The 24,276-nt window shown below is 73.6% G+C and carries 23 protein-coding genes; 12 read left to right on the top strand and 11 right to left on the bottom strand.

The features are described from left to right. The 3 genes from R6Y94_RS05605 to mca form a co-directional block, all read right to left on the bottom strand. Nucleotides 1-2,361, bottom strand: a 2,361-nt coding sequence (locus tag R6Y94_RS05605) for a diguanylate cyclase domain-containing protein (RefSeq protein ID WP_318394686.1), incomplete at its 3' end; no start/stop codon positions are given. A 185-nt stretch (nt 2,362-2,546) separates the two neighbouring features. Then, nucleotides 2,547-2,852, bottom strand: coding sequence for a hypothetical protein (locus tag R6Y94_RS05600; protein ID WP_318394685.1), 306 nt, complete (start codon nt 2,850-2,852; stop codon nt 2,547-2,549). A gap of 55 nt (nt 2,853-2,907) precedes the next feature. Next, nucleotides 2,908-3,789 carry a mycothiol conjugate amidase Mca gene (gene mca / locus R6Y94_RS05595; protein ID WP_318394684.1) on the bottom strand — a complete coding sequence of 294 codons (882 nt, stop codon included), beginning with the start codon at nt 3,787-3,789 and terminating at the stop codon, nt 2,908-2,910. 211 nt (nt 3,790-4,000) lie between these two features. Here mca and R6Y94_RS05590 point away from each other — a divergent pair, with 211 nt between their 5' ends. Both R6Y94_RS05590 and greA read left to right on the top strand, forming a co-directional pair. Then, on the top strand, nt 4,001-4,435 hold the full coding sequence (locus tag R6Y94_RS05590) for a DUF4307 domain-containing protein (RefSeq protein ID WP_318394683.1): 435 nt from the start codon (nt 4,001-4,003) through the stop codon (nt 4,433-4,435). Nucleotides 4,436-4,676: 241 nt separating this feature from the next. Then, nucleotides 4,677-5,174 carry a transcription elongation factor GreA gene (greA, locus tag R6Y94_RS05585; RefSeq protein ID WP_318394682.1) on the top strand — a complete coding sequence of 166 codons (498 nt, stop codon included), beginning with the start codon at nt 4,677-4,679 and terminating at the stop codon, nt 5,172-5,174. 37 nt (nt 5,175-5,211) lie between these two features. Here greA and ilvA read toward each other — a convergent pair whose 3' ends face one another. After that, nucleotides 5,212-6,432, bottom strand: a complete 1,221-nt coding sequence (ilvA, locus tag R6Y94_RS05580) for a threonine ammonia-lyase (RefSeq protein ID WP_318394681.1) — start codon at nt 6,430-6,432, stop codon at nt 5,212-5,214. Between the two features lie 401 nt (nt 6,433-6,833). Between ilvA and R6Y94_RS05575 the strand changes: the two genes are divergently transcribed. Further along, entirely contained in the window at nt 6,834-8,549 is a 1,716-nt protein-coding gene (locus R6Y94_RS05575) for a hypothetical protein (protein ID WP_318394680.1), read from the top strand. 203 nt (nt 8,550-8,752) lie between these two features. Here the strand turns inward: R6Y94_RS05575 and R6Y94_RS05570 are convergent, their stop codons facing one another. After that, nucleotides 8,753-10,153 (bottom strand): amidase, encoded by a 1,401-nt coding sequence (locus tag R6Y94_RS05570; RefSeq protein ID WP_318394679.1) that lies wholly within the window; start codon nt 10,151-10,153, stop codon nt 8,753-8,755. Between the two features lie 47 nt (nt 10,154-10,200). Then, nucleotides 10,201-11,343 (bottom strand): cystathionine gamma-synthase, encoded by a 1,143-nt coding sequence (locus tag R6Y94_RS05565; protein WP_318394678.1) that lies wholly within the window; start codon nt 11,341-11,343, stop codon nt 10,201-10,203. A 23-nt stretch (nt 11,344-11,366) separates the two neighbouring features. Between R6Y94_RS05565 and R6Y94_RS05560 the strand changes: the two genes are divergently transcribed. The 3 genes from R6Y94_RS05560 (at nt 11,367) to R6Y94_RS05550 (ending at nt 14,018) form a co-directional block, all read left to right on the top strand. Further along, nucleotides 11,367-11,795, top strand: a complete 429-nt coding sequence (locus R6Y94_RS05560) for an HIT family protein (protein ID WP_318394677.1) — start codon at nt 11,367-11,369, stop codon at nt 11,793-11,795. Nucleotides 11,796-11,975: 180 nt separating this feature from the next. Further along, nucleotides 11,976-12,638 carry a peptide-methionine (S)-S-oxide reductase MsrA gene (gene msrA / locus R6Y94_RS05555; protein WP_318394676.1) on the top strand — a complete coding sequence of 221 codons (663 nt, stop codon included), beginning with the start codon at nt 11,976-11,978 and terminating at the stop codon, nt 12,636-12,638. Nucleotides 12,639-13,034: 396 nt separating this feature from the next. Further along, on the top strand, nt 13,035-14,018 hold the full coding sequence (locus R6Y94_RS05550; protein ID WP_318394675.1) for a ribonuclease Z: 984 nt from the start codon (nt 13,035-13,037) through the stop codon (nt 14,016-14,018). Here R6Y94_RS05550 and R6Y94_RS05545 read toward each other — a convergent pair. Continuing rightward, nucleotides 13,978-14,307, bottom strand: coding sequence for an MmcQ/YjbR family DNA-binding protein (locus tag R6Y94_RS05545; RefSeq protein ID WP_318394674.1), 330 nt, complete (start codon nt 14,305-14,307; stop codon nt 13,978-13,980). The genes R6Y94_RS05550 and R6Y94_RS05545 overlap by 41 nt on opposite strands. Nucleotides 14,308-14,333: 26 nt before the next feature. Between R6Y94_RS05545 and R6Y94_RS05540 the strand changes: the two genes are divergently transcribed. Continuing rightward, nucleotides 14,334-14,861, top strand: coding sequence for a GNAT family N-acetyltransferase (locus tag R6Y94_RS05540; protein ID WP_318394673.1), 528 nt, complete (start codon nt 14,334-14,336; stop codon nt 14,859-14,861). An 87-nt stretch (nt 14,862-14,948) separates the two neighbouring features. Next, nucleotides 14,949-15,905, top strand: coding sequence for a S1C family serine protease (locus R6Y94_RS05535; RefSeq protein ID WP_318394672.1), 957 nt, complete (start codon nt 14,949-14,951; stop codon nt 15,903-15,905). Nucleotides 15,906-16,015: 110 nt separating this feature from the next. Here the strand turns inward: R6Y94_RS05535 and R6Y94_RS05530 are convergent, their stop codons facing one another. Both R6Y94_RS05530 and R6Y94_RS05525 read right to left on the bottom strand, forming a co-directional pair. After that, nucleotides 16,016-17,392, bottom strand: a complete 1,377-nt coding sequence (locus tag R6Y94_RS05530; RefSeq protein ID WP_318394671.1) for a cystathionine beta-synthase — start codon at nt 17,390-17,392, stop codon at nt 16,016-16,018. Nucleotides 17,393-17,634: 242 nt separating this feature from the next. Then, nucleotides 17,635-17,994 carry a YkvA family protein gene (locus R6Y94_RS05525; protein ID WP_318394670.1) on the bottom strand — a complete coding sequence of 120 codons (360 nt, stop codon included), beginning with the start codon at nt 17,992-17,994 and terminating at the stop codon, nt 17,635-17,637. A 224-nt stretch (nt 17,995-18,218) separates the two neighbouring features. On the opposite strand from R6Y94_RS05525, the gene R6Y94_RS05520 reads away from it, so the two are divergent. Next, nucleotides 18,219-19,394 (top strand): SGNH/GDSL hydrolase family protein, encoded by a 1,176-nt coding sequence (locus R6Y94_RS05520; protein ID WP_318394669.1) that lies wholly within the window; start codon nt 18,219-18,221, stop codon nt 19,392-19,394. A gap of 680 nt (nt 19,395-20,074) precedes the next feature. After that, nucleotides 20,075-20,908, top strand: coding sequence for an SGNH/GDSL hydrolase family protein (locus R6Y94_RS05515; protein ID WP_318394668.1), 834 nt, complete (start codon nt 20,075-20,077; stop codon nt 20,906-20,908). Between the two features lie 55 nt (nt 20,909-20,963). On the opposite strand, the gene R6Y94_RS05510 is transcribed toward R6Y94_RS05515, so the two are convergent. After that, nucleotides 20,964-21,635, bottom strand: a complete 672-nt coding sequence (locus tag R6Y94_RS05510) for an NAD(P)-dependent oxidoreductase (RefSeq protein ID WP_318394667.1) — start codon at nt 21,633-21,635, stop codon at nt 20,964-20,966. 189 nt (nt 21,636-21,824) lie between these two features. Here R6Y94_RS05510 and R6Y94_RS05505 point away from each other — a divergent pair, with 189 nt between their 5' ends. Further along, the gene (locus R6Y94_RS05505) at nt 21,825-22,547 is read left to right on the top strand and encodes a TetR/AcrR family transcriptional regulator (RefSeq protein ID WP_318394666.1); all 723 of its coding nucleotides are present in this window, start codon (nt 21,825-21,827) and stop codon (nt 22,545-22,547) included. Between the two features lie 9 nt (nt 22,548-22,556). Next, nucleotides 22,557-23,819: an acetyl-CoA C-acetyltransferase gene (locus R6Y94_RS05500; RefSeq protein WP_318394665.1), complete on the top strand. Its 1,263-nt coding sequence runs from the start codon at nt 22,557-22,559 to the stop codon at nt 23,817-23,819. Between the two features lie 105 nt (nt 23,820-23,924). Here R6Y94_RS05500 and R6Y94_RS05495 read toward each other — a convergent pair whose 3' ends face one another. Continuing rightward, nucleotides 23,925-24,266 (bottom strand): hypothetical protein, encoded by a 342-nt coding sequence (locus R6Y94_RS05495; protein ID WP_318394664.1) that lies wholly within the window; start codon nt 24,264-24,266, stop codon nt 23,925-23,927. Between the last annotated feature and the right edge of the window lie 10 nt (nt 24,267-24,276).

Genomic DNA, 24,276 nt, shown 5'->3' with positions numbered 1-24,276 from the left:
CCCCCCCGGCGCGCACACCACCCCGGCGGGGGGGAGCCCCCCCCCCCGGGGGGGCGCCGCCCCGGGGGCCCGCCCCCGCGACTCGGCCACCTCGGCCGGCAGCCGCGGGTCGAGCAGGCTGCGCGCCGACAGGTTGATCGAGATCGGTACGTCCAGACCGTGCCGGGCCCAGTCGGCGGCGACACCGAGCGCCTTGTCCACCACATACCGGGTGAACGCGCCGAGCAGTTCGCTGCCCTCGATGGTCCGGACGAAGTCCGCCGGAGTGAGCCGCCCCCGCCGCGGGTGCCGCCAGCGGATCAGCGCCTCCACCCCGGTCGGCTCCCCGGTGCAGAGGTCGACCGCCGGCTGGAGCGCCAACTCGAGCTGGTCGTCGACGTCCAGCGCCTCCCGCAGCTCGGCGAGCAGGGCGAGCTTGTCGGTGCTGGCCGCGTCCCGGCCGCTGTCGTACGACGCGACGCTGCCGCCGCCCTGCTTCGCCTGGTACATCGCGATGTCGGCCCGGCGCAGCAGCTCGGTCATGTCGGCCGTACCCGCACCGGCCACCACCACCCCGACGGAGACCTCGACCGACATCCGTACCCCGGCCACCTCGATCGGGGTGGCGAGCAGCTCGACGATCTCCCGGGCCCGGCGCAGCACGTTCGGCATCGGCGACCGGTCGGTGGCCGGCTCGGCCAGTACGGCCGGGGACGGAATCAGCAGCGCGAACTCGTCGCCGCCGAGCCGGCCCAGCAGCTCACCGGGGCGGACCAGCGCGTCCAGCCGGTCCGCCGTCACCTGGAGCAGCTCGTCGCCGGCCGCGTGCCCGAGCGTGTCGTTGACCTCTTTGAAGTGGTCGATGTCGAGCAGCAGCAGGGCCACCGGATGATCGTGGCCGAGCTGGTGCAACGCCACGTCGCCCTTGCTCAGCAACGCCGCCCGGTTGATCAGATTGGTCAGCGCGTCGTGCACCGCCTCGTACGACGACCGGGCCGTCACCAGTCGGAGCTGGCGGTGCGTCGCGGCGTCGTGCAGGGCCGCCGCCAGCGCGTCCCCGAACGCCGAGAGCGCGTCCTGCTCCCGCTGGCCGGGCGGGGCGGAGTGGGGGAACCGGACCCGCAGCTCGCCGACCGGGGAGGTGCCGACCACCAGCGGTCGGGTCAGCTCCTGCACGGTCCGTCCGGTGGCCGTCAGGCCCTGCCCGGCGCCGGCACGACCGCCGGTCACACCGGCATCCCGGCCCGCCGACAGGTCGCCGCCGACCTGGCTGGCGACCAGGTCCAGGCCGAGCCGGCTGGCCAGCGGCAGCTGGCCGGTCCCGTCGCCCAACGGCCCCGACGACCCGCCCGGCTCGCCGGAGTCGGCCCGCTCGGCCGTGCTCAGGTCGCGGTGCACCACCGGTCGGCCCGGCTCGCCCCGGTAGCGCCGCCACCGGCCGTCGCCGCGCCGCACGTCCACCTCGACCCACTCCGCGCCGAACAGGGCCAGCGGGCCGGCCACCCCGGCCGTCGCGACGCCGTGCTCGTCGAGCTGGTTGAGCGCGCCGGTGGCCTCGGCAAGGGCCCGCCAGGCGCGGCGCTCGTCGTCGGCCCGGAGCCGATGGCTGTACGTCTGCTGGAGCAGCCACAACACCGGCGGCAGGAAGAGCAGCCAGCGCGGGTCGTACTCGACCACGGCCACCACAGCCAGCCCGACGAAGACGTTGCCGACGAACATCAGCAGCTTGCCCTGGAGGGCGCGGAGCAGCGCCGGCCAGAGCCGTTCGCCGTGCCGCAGTGACAGGGTGAGCCCGGCCAGGCCGGCGGTGGCCAGCAGGTAGGTCATCGAGCCGACGGCGAGAGCGGCGATCAGCGGAGGCGTCAGGTCGGCGACGAGGATCGTCCCCAGCACGTCCGGGAGCGGCGTGCCGAGCGCTCCGGCGACGGTCAACGCGACCGCGACGGCCAGCGCGACGGAGACCGCCAGCGAGGCGGCGGCGTGTACGACGTCCAGCGCGGAGCGCCGGTCCACGAAGATCGTCAGCAGCGTCCAGGCCAGCACCGCACCCAGCAGGGCGGCGGCCGGCAGCCAGCCGGGGGGCACCAGGGAGAGGCCGATGATGAACGACGCCTCGCCCCAGGTGACACTGACCCGGCCCGAACCGACCCGGAACCGCAACCGGAAGAGCTGCGCCGTCGCCATCGCGGCGGTGGCGATGCCGAGCCGGGCCACCACCGGCAGTGGGCCGTCGGCGGGCAGGTCGGTGGGGATGAGCAGGCCGGCCACGGCGAGGGTCACCGCGACGGACAGGGCGATGAAGGTGAGCGCCCGCACCCGACGGGGTGCCGACGCGATGCCGACCAGAGCGAGGAAACGCCCGGACCGACGGCCGGACGTCACGGATCGCCGCCGTTCGTCGGCGACCGCTTCGCGATCCGGCCGTGCCGCAACCGGCGCTGGGCGTCGGGTCTGGTTCTCATCGGCGCCCCCTCCCGCGCACGGTGCGGGGACTTTTGGTCCCCCGGCGGAAGGCTAAGCCAATCCGATTGAGCGCAACAGGGGGCGCCTGGCCGGATTAGCGTGAATCATGGCGCGGACTGGCTGTTCCGGCCCTGCTGGGGGGTATTGGGAGCGCTTCCACCAGATTCCTCCGCCGCAGACCCGTCGGCAGACGTCTCCACGGCGCCCGGCTGGGTCGCCGACGGCTCGTCGTCCCGTTGGTGGGGGAAGCGGTCCGGCAGCCGACGCAACCGGGCGTTCATGTTACGGATGAGCAGAACGGTGGCGATGGCCAGTACGGTGATCAGGAAGAGACCCATCGGTCCGGCCAGGCCACCGGTCCGGGTGTCACCGAAGTTGTTCTCCGCGAGCACCTGCGCAGCGGTAAGCATGACTGGGAACCCTCCGATGTGGTGGCCTACCCCCTTACGGTACGCCTGTCTCCGCTCACCGGACCTGCGCGGTCTCCCGTACCCCGGCGAAGAGGTCCGACTCGGGCAGCGGGCTGTCGACCACCGAGCGGACCAGTTCGAAGTCCTCCGTCGGCCAGGCCTGCTTCTGCAACTCCATCGGCACGTGGAACCAGAAGCCGTCCGGGTCGACCTGGGTGGCGTGGGCGCGCAGCGCGTCGTCGCGGACCGGGAAGTAGTCGGCGCACTCCACCCGGGTGGTGATCCTCGGGCCCTTGTCCGGCCGGTCCTCCCAGCGCTCCAGCCACTCGGCGTACGGCGACTCCGCGCCGCGGGCGAGCATCGCCTCGTGCAGCGCCATGATCTTGGCCTTGGAGAAGCCGATGTCGTAGTAGAGCTTCAACGGCTGCCATGGCGCACCCAACTCCGGGAAGCGCTCCGGGTCGCCGGCCGCGTCGAACGCCGCCACGCTGACCTTGTGGCACATGATGTGGTCGGGGTGCGGGTAGCCGCCGTCCTCGTCGTAGGTGGTGACGACGTGCGGGCGGAACTCGCGCATCAGCTTGACCAGCGGCGCCGCCGCGACCTCGACGTCCTGGAGTGCGAAGCAGCCCCCGGGCAGCGGGGGCAGCGGATCGCCCTCCGGCAGTCCCGAGTCGACGAAGCCGAGCCACGCCTGCTCGACGCCGAGGATCGCCCGGGCGGCGTCCATCTCGGCCCGGCGGATCTCGGCGATGTCGGCCCAGACGTCCGGCCGGTCCAGCTTCGGGTTGAGGACGCTGCCCCGTTCGCCGCCCGTGCACGTGACGACGAGGACCTGCACGCCTTCGGCGACGTATTTCGCCATGGTCGCGGCGCCCTTGCTCGACTCGTCGTCGGGATGGGCGTGCACGGCCATCAGACGTAGCTGCTCTGCCAACTCAGGTGCTCCCTCGTGATGCCCGGGCCGGGTCGGCCCCCGTCCCCGCTGAAACGCCCGCCCTCCGCCGACCCGGGAGCCGCCCCCCGAGGGCCGGCCCGCGATCCGGCCGGTCGTGGACCTGCCAGACCCGGCCCGGTTGTCGACTGAGATGATGGGCGTACCCATTCTTGCCGATGCCACCGACAACCGTCCCAGGAGATACCCGCCGGTGCCCGAGACGCCCGCCACACCCGTTACGACCGCCCCGGTGTTCCCACCCGGCCGGTACGGCCACCGCCGCGCGCACCGGCGCCGCCGTCCCTGGGTCTCGGCGCTGCTGGCGGTCGCCCTGCTCGTGGTGATGGGGACGGTCTCCTACCGTCTCTACCGGCAGTACGGCGACCCGAACTACGACGCCCAGGTGATTACCTACACCGAGATCACCGACAGCCAACTGGTGCTCGACTTCCGGGTGACCGTGCCGGCCGGCGGCTCGGCGATCTGCGTACTCCGGGCCCGCTCCAAGGACGGTGCGGAGGTCGCCCGCGAGGAGGTACCGGTGACCGCCGAGCCGGGGCAGCGGCACGTCACGGCCCGGCACCGGCTGGCCACCACGGCCCGGCCGATCCTCGGCGAGGTGCTCCGCTGCCGCCCGGCCGGCTGAGCGCCCCGACCCGCCCGCCGCGCCGGCTGACCACCCCGGCCCCGCCCGGCCGGCTGAGCACCCACCGGCGCCCACCGAGGCGCTCCGGGGAGCGTCCGCCGGATACCGCCGCGGACCTGGCCGGAACGGCTGCGGCGCCCTGGCCAGCACCGTACTGCGATAAATGACGTGGCGTCCGGTGTGTAGCGCACTGGTAACTTGGTAATTCGTCCCTGTCCACGACTACCCGAGGAGATCGTCTGTGTCCACGACCGACCGCGAGGCAGCCACCTGGCTGTCGCAGGAGGCCTACGACCGGCTGCAGGCGGAGCTCAACGAGCTGATCGCCGGGCGGCCGGCGATCGCCGCGGAGATCAACGCCCGGCGCGAAGAGGGTGACCTCAGGGAGAACGGCGGTTACCACGCCGCCCGGGAGGAACAGGGCAAGCAGGAGGCTCGGATCCGTCAACTGCAGGAACTGCTCCGTACCGCCCAGGTGGGCGAGGCGCCGACCGCGGACGTGGTGGCGCCGGGCTGCGTCGTCACGATCCACTTCGACGACGACACCGACGACACCGAGACCTTCCTGCTCGGTTCCCGGGAGATCGCGGCGACCACCGACCTGACCGTCTACAGCCCGGAGTCGGCGCTCGGCAAGTCCATCCTCGGCGCCCGGCCCGGCCAGACCGTCACCTACACGGCGCCCAGCGGCGCGGAGATCAAGGTGACCGTGGTCCGGTTCGAGGCGTACGGCGGCTGACGGCGGCGACCGGTGACGACGTCCAGGCCCGGCCGGCTCAGCCCGGCTGGGCGACGTCGACCTGGTAACCGCAGCCGCGCAGCGCGCTGATCAGCCGATCGGAGTGCTCGGCGCCCCGGGTCTCCACCGAGAGCGCCACCTCCACCTCGCCGAGCCGCAGGTGCGGGTTCTGCCGCTGGTGCACCACGTCGACCACGTTGCCCCGGTGCTCGGCGATCAGGCCCAGCAGCGAGGCAAGCTGGCCGGGCCGGTCCGCGCAACGCACGGTGATCCGCAGGAAACGGCCGGCCGAGGCAAGCCCGTGCTCGATCACCCGCAGCATCAGCAGCGGGTCGATGTTGCCGCCGGAGAGCACCGCCACCACCGGCGGGTCGACGGCGACCGCTCCGGACATCAGCGCGGCCACCCCGGCCGCCCCGGCCGGCTCCACCACCTGCTTGCCCCGCTCCAGCAGCAGCAGCAGGGCCCGGGAGATGTCCTCGTCCGGCACCGTGACGATCTCGTCCACCAGCTTGCTGACGTGAGCGAAGGTGACCTCACCGGGCCGGCCGACCGCGATGCCGTCGGCGATGGTGGCGTAGCCGGACAGGCGTACCGGCTCGCCGGCCCGCAGCGACGCGGGGAACGCGGCCGCCCCGGCGGCCTGCACGCCGATCACCCGTACGTCCGGACGGAGCGCCTTGGCGGCCACCGCGATCCCGGAGATCAGTCCCCCGCCGCCGACCCCGGCGACGATGGTCCGCACCTCCGGGCACTGCTCAAGGATCTCCAGCGCCACCGTGCCCTGCCCGGCGATCACGTCCGGGTGGTCGAACGGATGGATGAAGACCGCCCCGGTACGGTTCGCGAAGTCCTCCGCCGCGACCAGTGACTCGTCGACGGTGTTGCCGACCAACTCGACCCGGGCGCCGTACCCCTTGGTGGCCGCCACCTTCGGCAGTGGCGCGCCCACCGGCATGAAGACCGTGGCGGCGGCGCCGAGCAGCCCGGCGGCGAGCGCCACCCCCTGGGCGTGGTTGCCGGCGCTGGCCGCCACCACCCCCCGGTCGCGCTCCGCCGCCGAGAGCCGGGCGATCCGGACGTACGCGCCCCGGACCTTGTACGACCCGGCCCGTTGCACGTGCTCGCACTTCAGCCAGACCGGTCCGCCCAGCGCGGCGGAGAGCGGCCGGGACGGCTCCAGCGGAGTGGCCCGGACGACCCCGGCGAGCAGTTCGCGGGCGGCGGTGACCTCGGCGAGTCCGACCAGCTCCGTCATGCCCCAGATCGTCGCATCCCGGCTCCGGAGCGCTCCGGTCGGCGGTGCCGGCGTGCCGGAGGTCACCTCGCGGCCCGATCCGGTCGCGGGTCACTCCCCCGGCCGGCGCCCGTTCGACGGTTGCCGGTGCCTCCTATCCTCGCTCGTGCCGTTCGTTCCGACGGCGTCGCTTCCGCCCGGGTACCGGTGGAGCCGACCAAGCCCGGAAACGGAGTCCCGAGACGTCTGCCGGCACCGAGCGCGATCCCGAGGCGGGTCCGGAGCGCGCTCCCGGGCCCGGGCCGGCGCGTTCCCCCGAGGCGGGATCGGAGGCGGACCGCCCGGAGCCGCCGCCGCTGCCCTGGCGGGACGCCGTCCGGCTGTGGCTGGCGGCCGAGCCGGACGGCGGACCGGAGTGGCTGGTGCGCAACCGGAAGCCGCTCGCCCTCGCCGCCGGGCTCGCCCTCTGGGTGGTGTTCGTGGTCGTCATACCGGTCGCGCCCTGCACGGCGGCGGCACCGTGCGGCCCGGACCGGGTGGGCAACATGATCGTCGGACTGCTCGGCAGCGCCCCGCTGCTCGCCCTGGTCCGGCTGGAGTTCGCGGCCGTGGCGACCGGCACGATGCTGGTCACCACCCTCGGGTACGAACTGACCCAGACGGAGCACCTGCCACCGTGGTTCCACCTGCTGCTGGTCGCGTACGCGGTCGGGTGCGGGCTGCTGGCCCGGCGCGGCGGCAGTCCGGCACGGTACCGCTCCGGGCTGCGGCAGTGGCGCGAGCGGGCCGAACGGGCGGTGCCGGCTCGACCGTCCCGGCTGCCCCGGCCCCGGCTCGGCCCCGCGGTCGCCGCCATGGTGCTGCTGCTCGCCGCGCTGGCGCTGGCCGGCGGGAGCAGCCTGCGGCAGAGCCAGGTCGACGCCCAGCAGCGCAGCGCGGAGGTGGTCACCGCGACCGTCCGGTCCCACCCGACGTGGGGGGTGGTCGAACTCGTCTTCCTCGACGGCCGGCCGGTCGAGATCGTCTCCGTCGCGGACTCCGCCGACTATCCGGTCGGCTCGACGGTCCGGATCGCCCTGGACGACGCCGGCCTGCGGCAGCTCGTCAGCGAACCGTACGACCTGACGCCCTGGCTGGCCCTGACGGTGCTCCTCGGTGCGACCGGGCTCGGCCTGGGCTGGCGGGTGGCCGGCAGCGCGCTCGCCGGGCGCCGGTTCTTCCGGCGACCGCAGCCGGTCAGCACGGTCCGGGTGCACCAGGCCGTCGACCGGGTCTACGTCTACGCCGGAACGGGTCCGGACGTGCTGCCAGTGGCCGAGATCGAGGTCCTTGAGGACCTCACCCCGACGATCGGCGGGGAACCCGGCCGGGCGGTGCTGCACGGCGTGCCCGTACCCGGGCAGTGGTGCACGGTGACCATCGACGGCGGAACCCTCTCGCCGACCCGTCCCGTGCTGCCGCCCGAGCCGACCGCACCCTGGGTGACGAGCCGGCGCCGCGGTGCGCTCCCGCTGCTCCGGCGCGGCCCGGTCCCGTCGTACCTGCCGGGCCGGCACCCGGCCGTCGACCGGGACGCCTGGCCCAGGCTGAACTGGGTCGGCAACAGCCTCTCGGTGGGACTTCTGCTCGGCGCGGTCGTCGCCGGTACCGCGCTCAGCGAACCGCTGCTGCGCCGCCTGGCGTACGCGGCCTGCACCGTCGAGGAGTGCTCGACCGCCGCCCTGGCGTTGACCGGCTGGACCCTGGTCGGGCTGCCGCTGCTGCTGATCGGGGTCACCTACGCCGTCCTGCCGTGCGGCAGTCGACCGGCGCTCGGAATCACCGCCGTGGCCCTGGTCGCGCTCGCCACCGGCCTCGGCATCGCCTACCCGGCCGGGGGATACGCCGCCCTGCGGATGTCCCACCCCGAGCTGCTGCTGCTCTACCCCGGCGTACTGGCCGGGCTGGGCGCGCTGCTGCTCGGCCGGGCGGTCGGCCGGGTCGGCATCACCGGTACGCGGGGGCGCCCGGACGCCGCCCGACCTACCGGCTGGTTCGACCGGGTACGGGCCGGCGGCCGGCTTCCCCTGGTCGCGACGGCCGTCCTGCAGCTTCCGGCCCTGCTCGTCGGGCTACTCGGTGCGCTGATCATCCCCTGACCGGCCCGGGTGCCCCCGCACGACCCGCACCGGGTAGACCCGATCCGGGCGGGCGGTGATCCGGGCGGGCGGTGATCCGGGCGGCCGGTGATTTGGGCGGGCGACCCGCGTGGGGTGGACCCGACCGCGCCGGGCAGACCCGATCCAGGCAGGCGGGCGGGCGGGGTCGGTCCGGGCAGGCGGGTCGGGCCGATCGGGGCAGCTCAGCCGGCCGGGGTCGGCACCCGGGGCCAGTCCGGCGCGTGCCGGCGCCACGGACCGGCCAGCTCGAACTGCCCGGCCACGCCGAGCAGCAGCAGCTCCGATCCGGGCGGGCCGACCAGTTGCACCCCGACCGGCAGCCCGTCCGGGCGCAGCCCGACCGGAACCACCAGCGAGGGCAGCCCGGCCAAGTTCCACGGCCCGGCGTACGGCGCATAGCGGATGCAGGTCAGCAGGTTGGACCGCCACGAGCGGCCGGCCCAGCCGAGGGCCGGCGGCGGGGCGCTGGCCAGCGCCGGGGTGAGCAGCAGGTCGACCGAGTGGTCGCCGAAGAAGTTGACGCTCCGCTCCCGCCACCGCGTGCGGTCCTGCTCGCGTACCAGGCCACGGCGCTGGGCCCAGACGCCGAGGGCGGCGTGCCGGCGGCTGCGCCGTTGCAGGGTGCGCGGATCCAGGCCGGCCGCCTCGACCTCGCAGGCCGCCGCCGCCAGCCAGGTGGCGATGCCGCGCAGCCCCAGCGAGGTGGGATAGACCGGGTCGACCGAGACGGTGTCGTGTCCGGCCACCGCCAGCAGCTTGGCGGCGGCGGCCACCGCGTCCCGGTTGGGCTGGTCCGGGCGTACCCCGGCCACCGGCGAGCGGAGCGACACGGCGACCCGTAGCCGCTCCGGCGGTACCAGCTTGTCCGGGCGCCGCCCGGCGAGCACCGCGAAGCCGACCGCGGCGTCCGCCACGGTGGTGGCCAGGATGCCCTGCTCGGCGAGGCCGTACCAGTCGTTGGCACCGAGCTGGCTCGGTACGACGCCCCGGCCGGGCTTGAGCCCGACCAGCCCGCAGCAGGCGGCCGGGATCCGGATCGAGCCGAGCCCGTCGTTGCCGTGCGCGATCGGCACCATTCCGGAGGCCACTGCCGCCGCCGAGCCGCCGGAGGAGCCGCCCGGGGTGCGGTCGGTCGCCCACGGGTTACGGGTCACCGCCGTCTCGTCGTCGGTGAACCCGAAGAGCCCGAGTTCGGGCATCCGGGTCACCCCGACGATCACCGCTCCGGCGCCGCGCAGCCGGCGGACCACCTCGTGGTCGTCCTCGGCGACCGGGGTACGCGCGGCCGCCGACCCGTTCCAGATCGGCAGCCCCGCCACGGCGGTGTTCTCCTTGACCGCGACCGGCACCCCGGCCAGCGGCAGGTTCGCCAGGTCGTCCTGCTCGTCGACCTTCTCCGCCTCGACGATCGCCTCGCCGCCCCGCACCACCCGGAACGCGGACAGCTCGCGGTCCGTCCGGTCGATGTGGTCGAGGTGGTCCGCCACCACCTGGGTGGCGGAGGCGTCCCCACGACGGACGGCCCGGGCGATCTGTTTCGCGGTCGCGCCCACCCAATTCGGCATGATGTCCTGCACGGCCACCTCCCCATCGGCTTGTCCGCAGCGCCGTCCGGGCGGCCGGACAGCGGTCAGCCGAGCGCCTGCTCCAGGTCTGCGAGTAGGTCGTCGGCGGTCTCGATGCCGACAGACAGTCGCACGAGATCGGCGGGAACTTCAAGCGGCGAGCCGGCGGCACTTGCGTGTGTCATCCGACCCGGATGTTCGATCAGCGACTCGACCCCGCCCAGTGACTCGGCGAGTACGAAGAGTTTCGCCCGGTCACAGATCTGTACGGCGTGCTCCTCCCCACCGGCCGCCCGGAAGGAGATCATGCCGCCGAACCGCCGCATCTGCTTCGCCGCGACCTCGTGCCCGGGGTGTTCCGGCAGGCCCGGGTAGAGCACCTGGGCCACCGACCGGTGCCCGGAGAGATAGTCGGCGATCCGCTCGGCGTTGTCGCAGTGCCGGTCCATCCGTACCCCGAGGGTCTTCACCCCGCGCAGGGTCAGCCAGGCGTCGAAGGGGCCGTTCACCGCGCCCATCGCGTTCTGGTGGTAGCGCAGCTCCTCGCCGAGCGCGGCGCTGGCCGCGACGAGGGCGCCACCGACCACGTCGGAATGCCCGCCGACGTACTTGGTGGTCGAGTGCACCACCACGTCCGCGCCGAGCGCGATCGGCTGCTGGAGGTACGGCGAGGCGAACGTGTTGTCGACCACCAGCAGCGCGTCGACGTCGCTGGCCAGCGAGGCGAGCCCGGCGATGTCGGCGATCCCGAGCAGCGGGTTGGTGGGGGTCTCCACCCAGATCACCTTCGTGCGGCCGGGGCGGACCGCCGCCCGGACGGCGTCGACGTCGGAGATCCGGGCTGCCGTCCAGGTCAGCCCCCAGCGCTCGGCGACCCGGGCGAAGAGCCGGAACGTGCCGCCGTACGCGTCGTCCGGGATCACCACGTGGTCGCCGGGCCGGCAGACGGTCCGCAGCAGGGTGTCCTCGGCGGCCAGCCCGCTGGCGAAGGACAGCCCGACCGGGCCGCCCTCCAGCGCGGCCAGGCAGTCCTGCAACGCGTCCCGGGTCGGGTTGGCCGACCTGCTGTACTCGTAGCCGAGCCGGGGCGCGCCGACGGCATCCTGGGCGTACGTGCTGGTCTGGTATATCGGCGGCACCACCGCCCCGGTGCGGGGCTCCGGCTCCTGGCCGGCGTGGATGGCGAGTGTCTCGAAGCCGTGACTCATTTGCATGAGGCTAGCCTGCACTGGTGGCGGGGTGCGTGTTCTGCGGGATCGTGGCGGGTGCGGCGGCGTTCCGGGTGGTCGACTCCCCCGACGGGGTGGCCTTCCTCGACGTCCGCCCGGTCTTCAAGGGGCACCTGCTGGTGGTGCCGCGCGCGCACGTCGAGACGCTGGGCGAGCTGCCGGACGAGGCCCTGCCGGGCTACTTCCGGCTGGTCCAGCGGCTGGCCCTGGCCGTCGAGGCGGGACTGGGCGCGGGTGGGACGTTCGTGGCGATGAACAACCGGGTGTCCCAGTCCGTGCCGCACCTGCACACCCACGTCGTACCGAGGACCAAGGGCGACGGGCTGCGCGGCTTCTTCTGGCCCCGCACGAAGTACGCCTCGGACTCCGAGGCCGCGTCGTACGCCGACCGGATCGCCGCCGCGCTCAAGGACGGGCCGGCGACGGAGTAGCCGCTGCCGGTGCGCTCCGCTCGGCGCGGCTCCGGCGGCGGTGGTACGCGACGGCGACCGCCAGCAGCAGCGGCCCCCACGCCACCAGTGGAGGTGGCGGGGGGTGGTGGAGGCAGGGACGGGTAAGGATCCCGGTGCGTGCCGCGTTGCACCCGGCAGAGGTACGAAAGGAGTTCCATCGTGTTCCTACGGCGTATCAATGCCGAGCTGCCCACCCCCGAGCAGGCCCTGCCCGGCCGGCTGATCGCGATGCCGATCTCCGACCGGCACGAGGTGCTCGGTACCCCGCTGCGGGGACCGTGGCCCGAGGGTGCCCAGGTCGCCGTCTTCGGGATGGGTTGTTTCTGGGGAGCCGAGCGGCTGTTCTGGACGCTGCCCGGGGTGATTTCCACCTCCGCGGGCTATGCGGGCGGTTACACCCAGAACCCGACGTACGAGGAGGTCTGCTCGGGCCGGACCGCGCACGCCGAGGTGGTCCAGGTGGTCTACGACCCCTCGAAGATCGGCTACGAGGACCTGCTCAAGGTCTTCTGGGAGAACCACGACCCGACCCAGGGGATGCGGCAGGGCAACGACGTCGGCACGCAGTACCGCTCCGCGATCTACACCACCACCGACGAGCAGGCGGCGATCGCCCAGTCCTCCCGGGACGCGTTCGCGCCGATCGTGGCGCGGGCCGGGCACGGCGAGATCACCACGGAGATCGCCAAGCTGGGGAACTACTACTACGCCGAGGACTACCACCAGCAGTACCTGGCGCCGACCAAGAACCCGAACGGCTACTGCAACCACGGGCCGAACGGGATGACCTGCCCGGTCGGCGTGGCCCGCACCGGGGCGTAGCAACCGGGCGGGGACCGGCCCGTACCGCGAGAGTGTGGCCAAAAACCGTTGCCGGGGTCGACCGGGGATGGATAGCGTGGCCGTACACGGGAAGGGAGGTGGTCCAAGCTTTGTATAGCAATGGGACTCGTGAGGTGGCTGTCCGCTAGCCGCTGTCCTTGACAGTTTCGGTGTCCGCCGCAAGCGGGCAGTTGCAAGTCGTCGAGACCGTGTGGCAGCGGTGCGGCGAATCCACGACAGCCACCCGACCCCCGGGGCGCGCCGGCCAAAGTCCAGCCGGCCTTCGCGTGACGAGTCTCACGCGGAACCCCGGGGGTCGACCATTTCTCCCGTCGACCGCCACTCGTTCCCCGTCGACCGCCGCACGCCGTCGACCGGTACCCCGGAAGGCCCGCCGTGTCCGTACGTGAGCTGGCGGTGCTGGGCACGGCCAGCCAGGTGCCGACCCGGCACCGCAACCACAACGGGTACGTGCTGCGCTGGGACCGCGAGGCGATCCTCTTCGATCCCGGCGAGGGCACCCAGCGGCAGATGATGTTCGCCGGCATCCCGGCCGGCGACCTGACCCGGATCTGCGTCACGCACTTCCACGGCGACCACTGCCTCGGCCTGCCCGGCGTGGTCCAGCGGCTCTCCCTGGACCGGGTGCCGCATCCGGTCGACGCACACTATCCGGGCGGCGACGCGCACTTCTTCGCCCGACTGCGGCACGCCAGCTCCTTCTACGAGACCGCCGAGCTGCGCGAACTGCCGGTGCTGCGGGACGGCCAGACCTTCGAGACCACCGCCGGCACGTTGCTCGCCCGCCGGCTCCGGCACCCGGTCGAGACGTACGGCTACCGGCTGGTCGAGCCGGACGAGCGCCGGATGCTGCCGGACCGGCTGGCGGCGTACGGGATCCGGGGGCCGGCGATCGGCGAGCTGATCCGGGCCGGTCACGTCCACGTGGCCGGGCGGCGGGTGACGCTCGCCGAGGTGAGCGCACCGCGTCCCGGCCAGCGGTTCGGGTTCGTGATGGACACCGGGCTCTGTGACGGGGTCTTCGAGCTGGCCGACCGGGCCGACCTGTTGGTGATCGAGTCGACGTTCCTGACCGAGGACGCGGCGCTCGCCGCCGAGGTCGGGCACCTGACCGCGGCCCAGGCCGCGCGGGTGGCGGCCGAGTCCGGGGTACGCCGGCTCGTGCTGACCCACTTCTCCCAGCGCTACGGTCCGACGTCCCGGGCCGGGGTGCCGCCGGCCGCCGAGCGCTTCGCGGCCGAGGCGCGGGAGCACTTCGACGGTGACCTGGTGGTCGCCGAGGATCTGGTCCGGGTGGCGGTGCCGCCCCGGGCGCCGGTCAGCGCGGTAGCGTCGCCGCCAGCCGCTTCGGCGCCCTGATCCGCCAGGACTCGGTGAGCAGTTCGCTCAGCTCGACCGGGTCGGCGGCGTCGAGCGTGACCACCACCATCGGATAGTTGGTGTAGTGCGCCGGCACGGTGTAGGTCTGCGGCGCCGCCGCGAGCAGCGCCTCCCGCTCGTGCGTGAAGATCGCGATCCGCTCGCCGTCCTCCAGCAGCCGGACGAAGAGCTTGCCCCGGATCTTGCAGGCCGGTGTCCCGTATGAGATGCCCTGTTCCACCTCGGGTAGCACCGACACCAGATCACACACTCTGTCCCAGGTGACCATGTCGGCCACGTTACTACGATCAACTCATGACCCTCACGTTGCGCCCGGCGGTCGCCGCCGACCTGATGGCCGTCGGAGATCTCCAGAACCGGTCGCGCGCGGTGGCCTACCGGGACATCGTCCCGGCGGACGCGCTGGCCGCCGAGACCGGCGAGATGATGGGTCGGTACTGGACGGAGCGCTGGGCCTACGAGCGGGACACCCACCTGATGACGGTGGCGGAACGGGACGGCCGGCTGGTCGGCTTCAGCTATCTCGGGCCGCACGATCCGGCCGAACCGGACTCGGCCGGCCCGGACGTCGGCGAGCTGTACGCGATCCACCTGGACCCGGCCGAGCAGGGCCGCGGGTCGGGCCGGACCCTGATGGTCGACGCACTGGCAAAGCTGCGCGCCCGGGGCTGGCGCCGGGCGGTGCTCTGGGTACTCGTCGACAACGCGCACGCCCGGGACTTCTACGCCCGGGGCGGCTGGGTGCCGGACGGCGCCGAGCGGGAGGGCGGCATCGGCCCCGTGCTGACCCCGCAGATCCGCTACGCCCGCGACCTGCCCTGAGCCGGGTCGGTCAGGCCGGCGGAGAATTTCGCTCTGGGCGCAGCGGTGCCGGGGATCGACCGGGGTCGTGCCGGCGTTGACCGGCACATGAGCACCGAAAGACTCGAACCGGAGCGCGCCGAACGGGCCGCTCTGGACGCGTACTCGCAGGTGGTGACCGGGGTGGCGGCCCGGGTGCTGCCGAGCGTGGCCGCGCTGGCCGTACGCGGGCCGCGCGGCGCGGGAGCCGGTTCGGCGGTGACCTTCACCGACGACGGGTTCCTGCTCACCAGCGCGCACGTGGTGGACGGGGCGACCGGCGGGCTGGCCACCTTCGGCGACGGCGCCGAGGCCCGGTTCGACGTGGTCGGCACCGATTCCCTCTCCGACCTGGCCCTACTCCGGGTCCGGGCCACCAGCGCGCCGCCCGCCGAACTCGGCGACGCCGACCCGCTGCGGATCGGGCAGCTCGTGGTGGCGGTCGGCAACCCGATGGGGTTGGCCGGCTCGGTCACCGCCGGGGTGGTCTCCGGGCTGGGCCGGTCGCTGCCGGCCCGGGACGGCCGGGTCGTCCGGCTGATCGAGGACGTCATCCAGACCGACGCCGCGCTCAACCCCGGCAACTCCGGTGGGGCGCTGGCCGACGCGGCCGGCCGGGTGGTCGGGATCAACACCGCCGTCGCCGGGTACGGCCTCGGCCTGGCGGTGCCGATCAACTCCACCACCCGGCAGATCATCGGCGACCTGGTGAACACCGGACGGGTCCGCCGGGCCTGGCTGGGTGTGGCCGGGGTGCCCGTACCGCTGCCGCCGCCCGTGGCCGAACGCACCGGTCAGCAGCGCGGGCTGCGGGTGGTGGAGGTGGTCCCGGAGAGCCCGGCCGGGGTCGCCGGGATCTACCTCGGTGACGTCATCATCTCGGCCGGTGGCCGGCCGGTGGCGAACGGGCAGAGCCTGCAACGGCTGATGCTCGGCCCGGCCATCGGCAGCCGGCTGCCGATGACCCTGCTGCGCCGGGGCGCCTTCGTCGACGTGATCGCAGTGCCGGCCGAGCTGACCCGGTGACGGCCGACGTGAGCACGGTGCCGGGCGACGTGAGCACCGTGACGGCCGACGTGAGCATGGTGCCGGGCGACGTGAGCACGGTGCCGGGCGACGCGCCGGCCCGGTGAGAGTCAGCGCGGAGCGGCGCCCAGGTGGGCCAGCAGGTCCTGCCGGGTGAGTACGCCCCTCGGCTTGCCGTCCACCAGCACCAGCGCGGCGTCGGACTTCTCCAGCAGCCCCACCGCCTCGCTGACCGGCTGCCCGCCGCCGATCATCGGCAGCGGCGGCCCCATGTGCCGCTCGATGGTGTCGTGCAGCTTCGCCTGGCCGGTGAAGAGCGCGTCCAGCAGGTCCCGTTCGGCGATCGAGCCGGCGACCTCGCCGGTCACCACCGGCGGCTCCGCCTTGAGCACCGGGAGCTGGGAGACCGCGTATTCCCGCATGTAGTCGACGGCGTCCCGGACCGTCTCGGTCGGGTGCACGTGCACCAGCTCCGGGATGCCGTTCGGCTTGCTGTTCAGCGCGTCGGCCACGGTCGGCTCGGTGGCGCTGGTGTCCATGAAGCCGTACCGGGCCATCCACTCGTCGTCGAAGATCTTGGACAGGTAGCCCCGGCCGCCGTCCGGCAGCAGCACCACCACCACGTCGTCCGGGCCGGCCTGCCGGGCCACCTCCAGGGCGGCGGCCACCGCCATCCCGCAGGAGCCGCCGACCAGCAGCCCCTCCTCGCGGGCGAGTCGCCGGGTCAGCTCGAAGGAGGTCTTGTCGGAGACCTTCACGATCTCGTCGCAGATGCCCCGGTCGTACGTCTCCGGCCAGAAGTCCTCGCCGACCCCCTCGACCAGGTACGGCCGGCCGGTGCCGCCGGAGTAGACCGAGCCCTCCGGGTCGGCGCCGATGATCCGTACCGCCCCGCCGGAGACCTCCTTGAGGTAGCGGCCGGTGCCGGAGACGGTGCCGCCGGTGCCGACCCCGGCCACAAAGTGCGTGATCCGGCCGCCGGTCTGCTCCCACAGCTCCGGGCCGGTGGTCTCGTAGTGCGAGCGCGGATTCGCCGGGTTGGCGTACTGGTTGGGCTTCCAGGCGCCCGGGATCTCCCGGGTCAGCCGGTCCGAGACGTTGTAGTAGGAGCGGGGGTCCTCCGGGGCTACCGCCGTCGGGCAGACCACCACCTCGGCCCCGTACGCCCGCAGCACGTTCTGCTTGTCCTCGCTGACCTTGTCAGGGCAGACGAAGACGCACTTGTAGCCCCGCATCTGGGCCACCAGGGCCAACCCGACGCCGGTGTTTCCGCTGGTCGGCTCGACGATGGTGCCGCCCGGCCCCAGCAGCCCGGCCTGCTCCGCCTCCTCGACCATCCGCAGCGCGATGCGGTCCTTGACCGAGCCGCCCGGGTTGAAGTACTCGACCTTGGCGAGCACGGTCGCCGAGATGCCGGCGGTCACCTGCCGGAGTCGGACCAGCGGGGTGTCACCGATCAGCTCGATGACGTTGTCGTAGTAGCGCACGACGTTGTGCCCTTCTCGGTGCTCGCCGGCCGGACAGCACTGGCCGGGCACAGGGTCGGTGCTGGTGGCGTGCGGTCGGGGCGAAGGATGGTGGGTTCTCCCGCCAGCGTACGTGCCGCCGGCCCGACCCGTGGCCGGGGTTCCCCGGCCCGGACCGGCGGGAGGGTCGGCGGCCCGCCGAAGCCGGTCCGGCCGGTGGCCGGGAGCGTCAGCGGGCCGACGGGCTGCGCCTCCGGGAGGGGTCAGTGCACCACCCGGCCGGGGATCACGGAGTCCCGGCGGGCCTCCCAGGCGAGGAAGCGTTCGGTCTCGGCGAGTACCGCACCGGCCAGCCAGGTCACCATGACCGCGTCGTCGGCCAGGCCGAAGATCAGCAGGGTCAGCTCGGGCAGCACGTCGACCGGGGACAGCACGTACGCGGTCGCGGCGGTCATCAGGGCGAGCCGCAGCCCGCCGTCGTACTCGCCCCGGGCGGTCGCCGCGATCATGCGGGGCAGGGCGGCGATCCGCTTGCCCAGCGAGGGCCCGCCCCGGGAGCCGGCGGTCAGTGCCCGGAACAACGCCCTGAAGGCGGCAGTTCGTCGAAGTGTCTTGGTGGCCATGTCCGCGCCCTCCTCTGGATTCATGATGCATCCGAACGCAACCGGCCGCTCGTCGAGAAATTCGGTCGGAACCGGAGAAACGCCGGAAAGTCGGCGGTGAAGCGGCGCTGGCCGGGTACCCGACCGCCACCCTCGGTGCTGGCGGGACGCTGACAGCGCGGGGTGGGCGACCGGGGTTAATCTCGAAGGTCGCGAGGGGTACGGCGTGACAGGTGGGGGGCTTGATGAGTCCGGCCGGATCGATGCGGCGACAGCGGTCGCGGCAGCGGAACCTGGCGTCGCGGTGGCAGCCGCAGCGCTCGGCGTGGCAGCACCAGGCGGCGTGGCGCGCAGAGTCGGCCCAGCGGGAGCGGTCGGCCTGGCCGGTCGCCCGGCGAGTGGCCAAGGCGACGGCCCTGGGAGTGGGGCTGACCGCGCTCACCACCGCCGCCGGTTACGGGCTGCTGCTCGGGCAGGCCCGGCAGGCCCGCCGGGTGATCCCGCTGGCCGAGGCACCGCCGCCGCGCGGCGACGGCGTCTACGGCGCCAAGTTCCCGGGCGAGCCGATCACGATGGTGATCCTGGGTGACTCGTCCGCCGCCGGTTACGGGGTGCACCGGCCCCGGGAGACGCCCGGGGCGCTGCTCGCCACCGGCACCTCCCGCCGGCTGCGCCGGCCGGTCCGGCTGTACCGGTTCGCCGTGGTCGGCTGCCTCTCGGCGGGGCTGCGTCCGCAGGTCGACGCGGCACTGGAACGCGAGCCGGACCTGGCGGTGATCCTGATCGGCGGCAACGACGTGACGAACCGTACCCCGCACGCGGTGGCGGTCCGCTACCTCGTCGAGGCGGTACGCGAGCTGCGGGCCGCCGGCGCCCAGGTGGTGGTCGGCACCTGCCCCGACCTCGGTGCGATCCAGCCGATCAAGCCGCCGCTGCGCTGGCTGGCCCGGCGGTGGAGCCGGCAACTGGCCGCCGCGCAGACCGTGGCGGTGGTCGAGGCCGGTGGGTTGACCGTCTCCCTGGGCGACCTGCTCGGTCCCCGGTTCGCCGCCGAACCCACCCGGATGTTCGCCTGGGACCACTTCCACCCGTCCGCCGAGGGGTACGCGATCGCGGCGGCCGCGCTGCTGCCGACCGTACTGGCCGCGCTCGGTGCCGGCCCCGAACGGCGCCCGTCGCTCGCTGGCGACCAGGGCGTACGGTCGCTGCCGGCGGCGGCCCACGAGGCGGCCCGGCACGCCGGTACGGAGGTCCGGGGTGTCCGGGTCGGTGGCCACGAGCACGGCCCCGGCGGGCGGTGGGCGCAGCTCCGCCGCCGTGGGACCTGGTTCGGCCACCCCCGGACGGGAGAGACTGGAGGCCCACCGGAGACACCGGCACCGCTGGACGAGGCGACGACCCCAGTAGAGGAACGGGCTTAACGCTTCCCATGGCTGGTAGCCGGGGGACTTCTGGCTCGGACCGCACGAGATTACCGTCCGGGAAGGAGGTGATCGCATGTCTCACGTCGTCGGCACCAGCACGGTCACGCTCTGCCGTGGCGCGGATCGTCCTCGCGGCGCCGCTCCGGTCCCGGCAGGCGGTGTAGCCGCAGGTGTCGCACCAGACGCGGGCGTCGCGGGTGTTCTGCCGGGCCGTGGTGTATTCCAGGCTGGGCAGGGCGTCCTTACGTCGCTTCGGCCTCGGCCGACCCCGCCCCTTCACCCTGAAGGAGTGGTGAAGGGCCAGAGCGTAGGTACGCAGCGTCTGCTGCGGGACGACCTGAGGCCCGTCCCGCAGCCACGACGAACGCGCTCGCGCCTCGGTCAACAACTTCGACAGCTTGCAAAAAAGTCGGCCCACGTCCTGTCCTGTACTGGTGGACAGCCTCGTTCCACAGCCAGCGACACCGACCCCCACTCGCCGAGCGGCGCGGCCCGCGCGGTCGCAACGGGACGCAACCGGTAGGTGTACCGCACCGTCTCACCCACACCCGCAACCATCCCAGCCGCATCCGACAGTTTCGCCGACACGGAGGAGTCGACGCCATGCCGACAACCAGCACGCCTGACCGCCCGTTCCTTCCCGTGGCCAAAGCCAGGGGTTTCTCGGGCGGCTCTTGATGACGGGACTCGACACGACGAGCGGCACGGCGACGTACGGGGTGGCGACCCGGATCGCCCGGGGGGCCGCGGTCACGCTGCTCGCCGGTACGGTCGGCGGGATCGCGCTACTGGCCGGCGAGGCGTTCGTGGCCCGCAACCGCCAGTACGCCCGCCCGGAGCTGGGCCTGGCCCTGCGCTCCACGATCGGCCGGGCCGGCGCGCCGCCGCTGCGGCTGGTCCTGCTCGGCGACTCGGCCGCGCTGGGGGTCGGGGTGGACCGGGCCGACGACACGGTCGGCGGGCAGCTCGCGCGGCTGCTCTCCGAGGGGGCCGGGCCGATCGGCGGCGGTGAGCGCCAGGTCTGGCTCTCCAGCGTCGGCGTCTCCGGTTCCCGCTCCACCGACCTGGCGACGCAGGTGGCCCGGGCACTGCTCGGCGAGCGCCCGGACGTCGCGGTGATCCTGGTCGGCGCGAACGACGTGATGGGGCTGCGCCGGCCGGGCGAGGCGGCGGCGTACCTCGGCGCTGCCGTGCGCCGGTTGCGCGGTGCCCAGGTCCGGGTGGTGGTCGGCACCTGTCCCGACCTCGGCGCGGTCCGGGCCATCGCACCGCCGTTGCGGCAGGTCGCCGGCTGGCTGGGCCGGCAGAACGCCCGGGCGCAGGCAGTCGCCGTGATCGAGGCCGGCGGCACGGTGGTGGACCTCGCCGCCGAGACCGGCGCGGTGTTCCGGGCCGACGCCGGCACGCTCTGCCACGACGGCTACCACCCGTCGGCCGACGGCTACCGGGTCTGGGCGCACGCCCTGCTCCCGGCGGTCGCCCGGGCCGCCGCCGGGACCCGGCAGAGCTAGTCCCGCCCGCCGCCGGCACCACCGCGGCGGGGGTTCCGCACGCCCCGGCCGGAGGTCAGGTGGCGACTGCGACCGCCTGCCGGATCGTCTCCGGCTGTTCGAGCGCCCGCAGCATGCAGTGCGCGACGTCGGCACGCGGCACGACCATCCCGCCCCGGACACTCCGCCCGTACGCCGTCCGGTATACACCGGTCAGCGGCTTGTCGGTCAGCCGGGGCGGCCGTACGACGGTCCAGTCCAGGTCGCTGTCCCGGAGCAGTTCCTCCATCACCGCCAGGTCGAGGTAGTGCTTCCGGAGCACGGTCTTGATGATCGGGCCCAGCAGGTATCGCAGCAGCGGCCCCTCACCCGGGTCGGGTGGCGGTTTCGGGCGGCCCGGAGCGGCGATGGTGGAGAGCGGGGCAGCGCTGACCACCACGAGCCGGGGTACGCCCCGGGCCCGCATCGCAGTGACGATCTCGCGGGTGCCCCGGGAGGCGACCCCGCTGTCGGCCATCGACCGGGGACCGAGACCGGACAGCACCCCGTCGGCCTTGTCGACGGCGTCGGCCAGCACCGCCGGATCGGGGTTGGAGAGGTCGACCGTGACCACCCGGATGCCGTCGGACTCGCCGGCCAGGCTCGCCGGGCTGCGTACCACCGCTGTCACGTCGTGGCCGGCGGCCACGGCCTGCCGGAGCAGGTGCCGGCCGATCCCGCCACTGGCCGCGAAGACTGTGAGTTTCATGTCGCTCTCAGCTCCCAAGGGGTAAGTGAGTGCTCACTTACCCTTAGAGTAGTGAGCACTCGCCAGCTGTCAAGCGAGCCGACCGACCACCGGTTCAGAGCGAGCCGACCGACCGAACTGACGAACCGACCGACCACTTGTCGAGCGAGCCGACCGACCACCTGCGACGCAGTCGACGGAACGAGGGCGATGACCACGAGAAGTCGAGGCGAGGCGACCAGGGAGCGCATCCTGGCCGCCGCCTCCACCGTGATCCGGGAACAGGGCCTGGCGCACACCACGACGAAGGAGATTGCCCGGGTCGCCGGCTGTTCCGAGGCCACCCTCTACAAGCACTTCACCGGCAAGGAGGACCTGTTCCTCGCCGTGATGCGGATCAGGCTCGCCCCGTTCATCGGGTTGATGATCCGGTTGCCGGACCAGGCGGGCAGCGGCACCGTACCGGGGCGGTTGACCGACCTCGGCCACGAGATGCTCGGGGTCTATTCCGAGTCGGGTCAGCTCGCGATGGCGCTGTTCGCCGAACCGGTGCTGCTCGACCGGCAGCGCGAACTGTTCCGCCAGACGGGCGCCGGCCCGCAGCATGCCAACGCCCAACTCGCCGAGTATCTCCGGCGGGAGCGGAAACTGGGCCGGATCGCCGCGACGGCCGACCCGGTGGCGCTGGCCAATCTCTTCCTCGGGGCCTGCTTCTACCGGGCCTTCCTGGTCGCCTTCCTCGGTCCGGCCGGGCACCAACTCCTCGACCACGATCCCGAACGGTTCGTCGGGGAACTGGTCTCCGCCATCCCGTACGGCCCCGGACCGGCCAGCGCGGACGCGAGCCCGGCACCGGCCTCCGGACCGGGCCGTGCACCGAGCGGATCGACAGCGGGCGTGCCCGCTGGTGACCACGGGGCCGAAGCGGGTTAACGTTGGTTCATGCCGACCGCGTCCCCCCGCGAAGCCGTTATCGTCGCGACCGCCCGCTCCCCGATCGGCCGGGCCCACAAGGGCTCCCTGCGCGAGCTGCGCGGGGACGACCTGGCCGCGACCATCGTGCAGGCCGCACTCGACAAGATCCCGCAGCTCGACCCGGCCCAGATCGACGACCTCTATCTCGGCTGCGGGCTGCCCGGCGGCGAGCAGGGCTTCAACATGGCCCGGGTGGTGGCCACGCTGCTCGGCCTGGACACGGTGCCCGGGGCCACCCTCACCCGGTACTGCGCCTCCTCGTTGCAGACCACCCGGATGGCGTTCCACGCGATCCGGGCCGGTGAGGGTGACGTCTTCGTCTCGGCCGGCGTGGAGTGCGTCTCCCGGTACGTCCGGGGCAACTCCGACACGCTCCCGCCGGAGGCGCAGGAACTCGTCGGCGGCGGCTGGCAGAACCCGCGGTTCGACGCGGCCCGGGCCCGCTCGGCGGCCCGCACCGAGGCCGGCGCGCCGGTCTGGACCGACCCCCGGCTCGACGGTGGGCTGCCGGACGTCTATCTGACCATGGGGCAGACCGCCGAGAACCTCGCCCAGGCGTACGACGTGACCCGGGCCGACATGGACGAGTTCGGCGTACGCAGCCAGAACCTCGCGGAAAAGGCCATCGCCGACGGCTTCTGGGCCCGGGAGATCACCCCGGTCACCCTCCCCTCCGGCGAGTGGGTGGACTCCGACGACGGGCCACGCCCGGGGGTGACCCTGGAGGGGGTGGCCGGGCTGAAGCCGGTCTTCCGCCCCGACGGCCGGATCACCGCCGGCAACTGCTGCCCGCTCAACGACGGCGCGGCGGCGGTGGTCGTGATGAGTGCGGAACGGGCCCGCGAGCTGGAGATCACTCCGCTGGCCCGGATCGTCTCCACCGGAGTGACCGCGCTCTCCCCGGAGATCATGGGACTCGGCCCGGTCGAGGCATCCCGACAGGCGTTGCGACGCGCCGGGATGACCATCGACGACGTCGACCTGGTCGAGATCAACGAGGCGTTCGCCGCCCAGGTGATCCCGTCGTACCGGCAGCTCGACATCCCGCTGGAGAAGCTCAACGTGATGGGCGGGGCGATCGCGGTCGGGCACCCGTTCGGGATGACCGGCGCCCGGATCACCGGCACCCTGCTCAACGCCCTGGACTGGCACGACCGGACCGTCGGTCTGGAGACCATGTGCGTGGGCGGTGGCCAGGGCATGGCGATGGTGCTGGAGCGGATGAGCTGAGCTGAGCCGACCGGCCGGGCCCGGTCGAGGTCGAGCGGCCCGCCGAGGCGCCTCGGCGCCGGTGGGCCACGGTCCGCACCGGCGCCGCCGCGCGGCGGCGAACGGTCAGAGCGCCTGGCGGACGGTCGCCACCTCGTCGGCCGCGCCGGCCAGCACCTGCGCCGGCGGGCCCGCGGCGACCAGGTCCGCCACCACCACCCGGAGCTGGTCGGGCAGGGCCAGGTCGTTCTCCAACCGGGGTACCGGCCGCCGTGGCTCTCCGGCCGCGTCCGCGCCCAGGTCGGCCAGGAGCTGGACGAGCCGGTGCACCAGGTCGGCCCGGGCCGGCCCGCCGGACAGGCCCGGTGCCGCCCAGCGCGGCGGGGTCCAGTGCCCCACCTGGCGGACGAGCAGGTCGAGCTGGCGGACCAGCGACTCGGCCGGGCGGGCGGGTTCGGGCGCGTTCATCGCGGCGAGT

It is taken from the genome of Plantactinospora sp. KLBMP9567 (assembly GCF_033446045.1).
In the GTDB taxonomy this organism is placed as follows: domain Bacteria; phylum Actinomycetota; class Actinomycetes; order Mycobacteriales; family Micromonosporaceae; genus Plantactinospora.
Note: the sequence above shows the minus strand (reverse complement) of the source record. Positions and strands in the feature narration are given on the sequence as shown.

Excerpts from the sequence above, each read along its gene's own strand:
- R6Y94_RS05510 (WP_318394667.1), bottom strand. The coding sequence starts at position 21,635 with ATGAAACTCACAGTCTTCGCGGCCAGTGGCGGGATCGGCCGGCACCTG.
- R6Y94_RS05520 (WP_318394669.1), top strand. The coding sequence starts at position 18,219 with ATGAGTCCGGCCGGATCGATGCGGCGACAGCGGTCGCGGCAGCGGAAC.
- R6Y94_RS05535 (WP_318394672.1), top strand. The coding sequence starts at position 14,949 with ATGAGCACCGAAAGACTCGAACCGGAGCGCGCCGAACGGGCCGCTCTG.
- R6Y94_RS05565 (WP_318394678.1), bottom strand. The coding sequence starts at position 11,343 with ATGAGTCACGGCTTCGAGACACTCGCCATCCACGCCGGCCAGGAGCCG.
- R6Y94_RS05495 (WP_318394664.1), bottom strand. The coding sequence starts at position 24,266 with ATGAACGCGCCCGAACCCGCCCGCCCGGCCGAGTCGCTGGTCCGCCAG.
- R6Y94_RS05600 (WP_318394685.1), bottom strand. The coding sequence starts at position 2,852 with ATGCTTACCGCTGCGCAGGTGCTCGCGGAGAACAACTTCGGTGACACC.
- R6Y94_RS05515 (WP_318394668.1), top strand. The coding sequence starts at position 20,075 with ATGACGGGACTCGACACGACGAGCGGCACGGCGACGTACGGGGTGGCG.
- R6Y94_RS05540 (WP_318394673.1), top strand. The coding sequence starts at position 14,334 with ATGACCCTCACGTTGCGCCCGGCGGTCGCCGCCGACCTGATGGCCGTC.
- R6Y94_RS05545 (WP_318394674.1), bottom strand. The coding sequence starts at position 14,307 with ATGGTCACCTGGGACAGAGTGTGTGATCTGGTGTCGGTGCTACCCGAG.
- R6Y94_RS05525 (WP_318394670.1), bottom strand. The coding sequence starts at position 17,994 with ATGGCCACCAAGACACTTCGACGAACTGCCGCCTTCAGGGCGTTGTTC.
- ilvA (WP_318394681.1), bottom strand. The coding sequence starts at position 6,432 with ATGACGGAGCTGGTCGGACTCGCCGAGGTCACCGCCGCCCGCGAACTG.
- R6Y94_RS05500 (WP_318394665.1), top strand. The coding sequence starts at position 22,557 with ATGCCGACCGCGTCCCCCCGCGAAGCCGTTATCGTCGCGACCGCCCGC.
- R6Y94_RS05505 (WP_318394666.1), top strand. The coding sequence starts at position 21,825 with ATGACCACGAGAAGTCGAGGCGAGGCGACCAGGGAGCGCATCCTGGCC.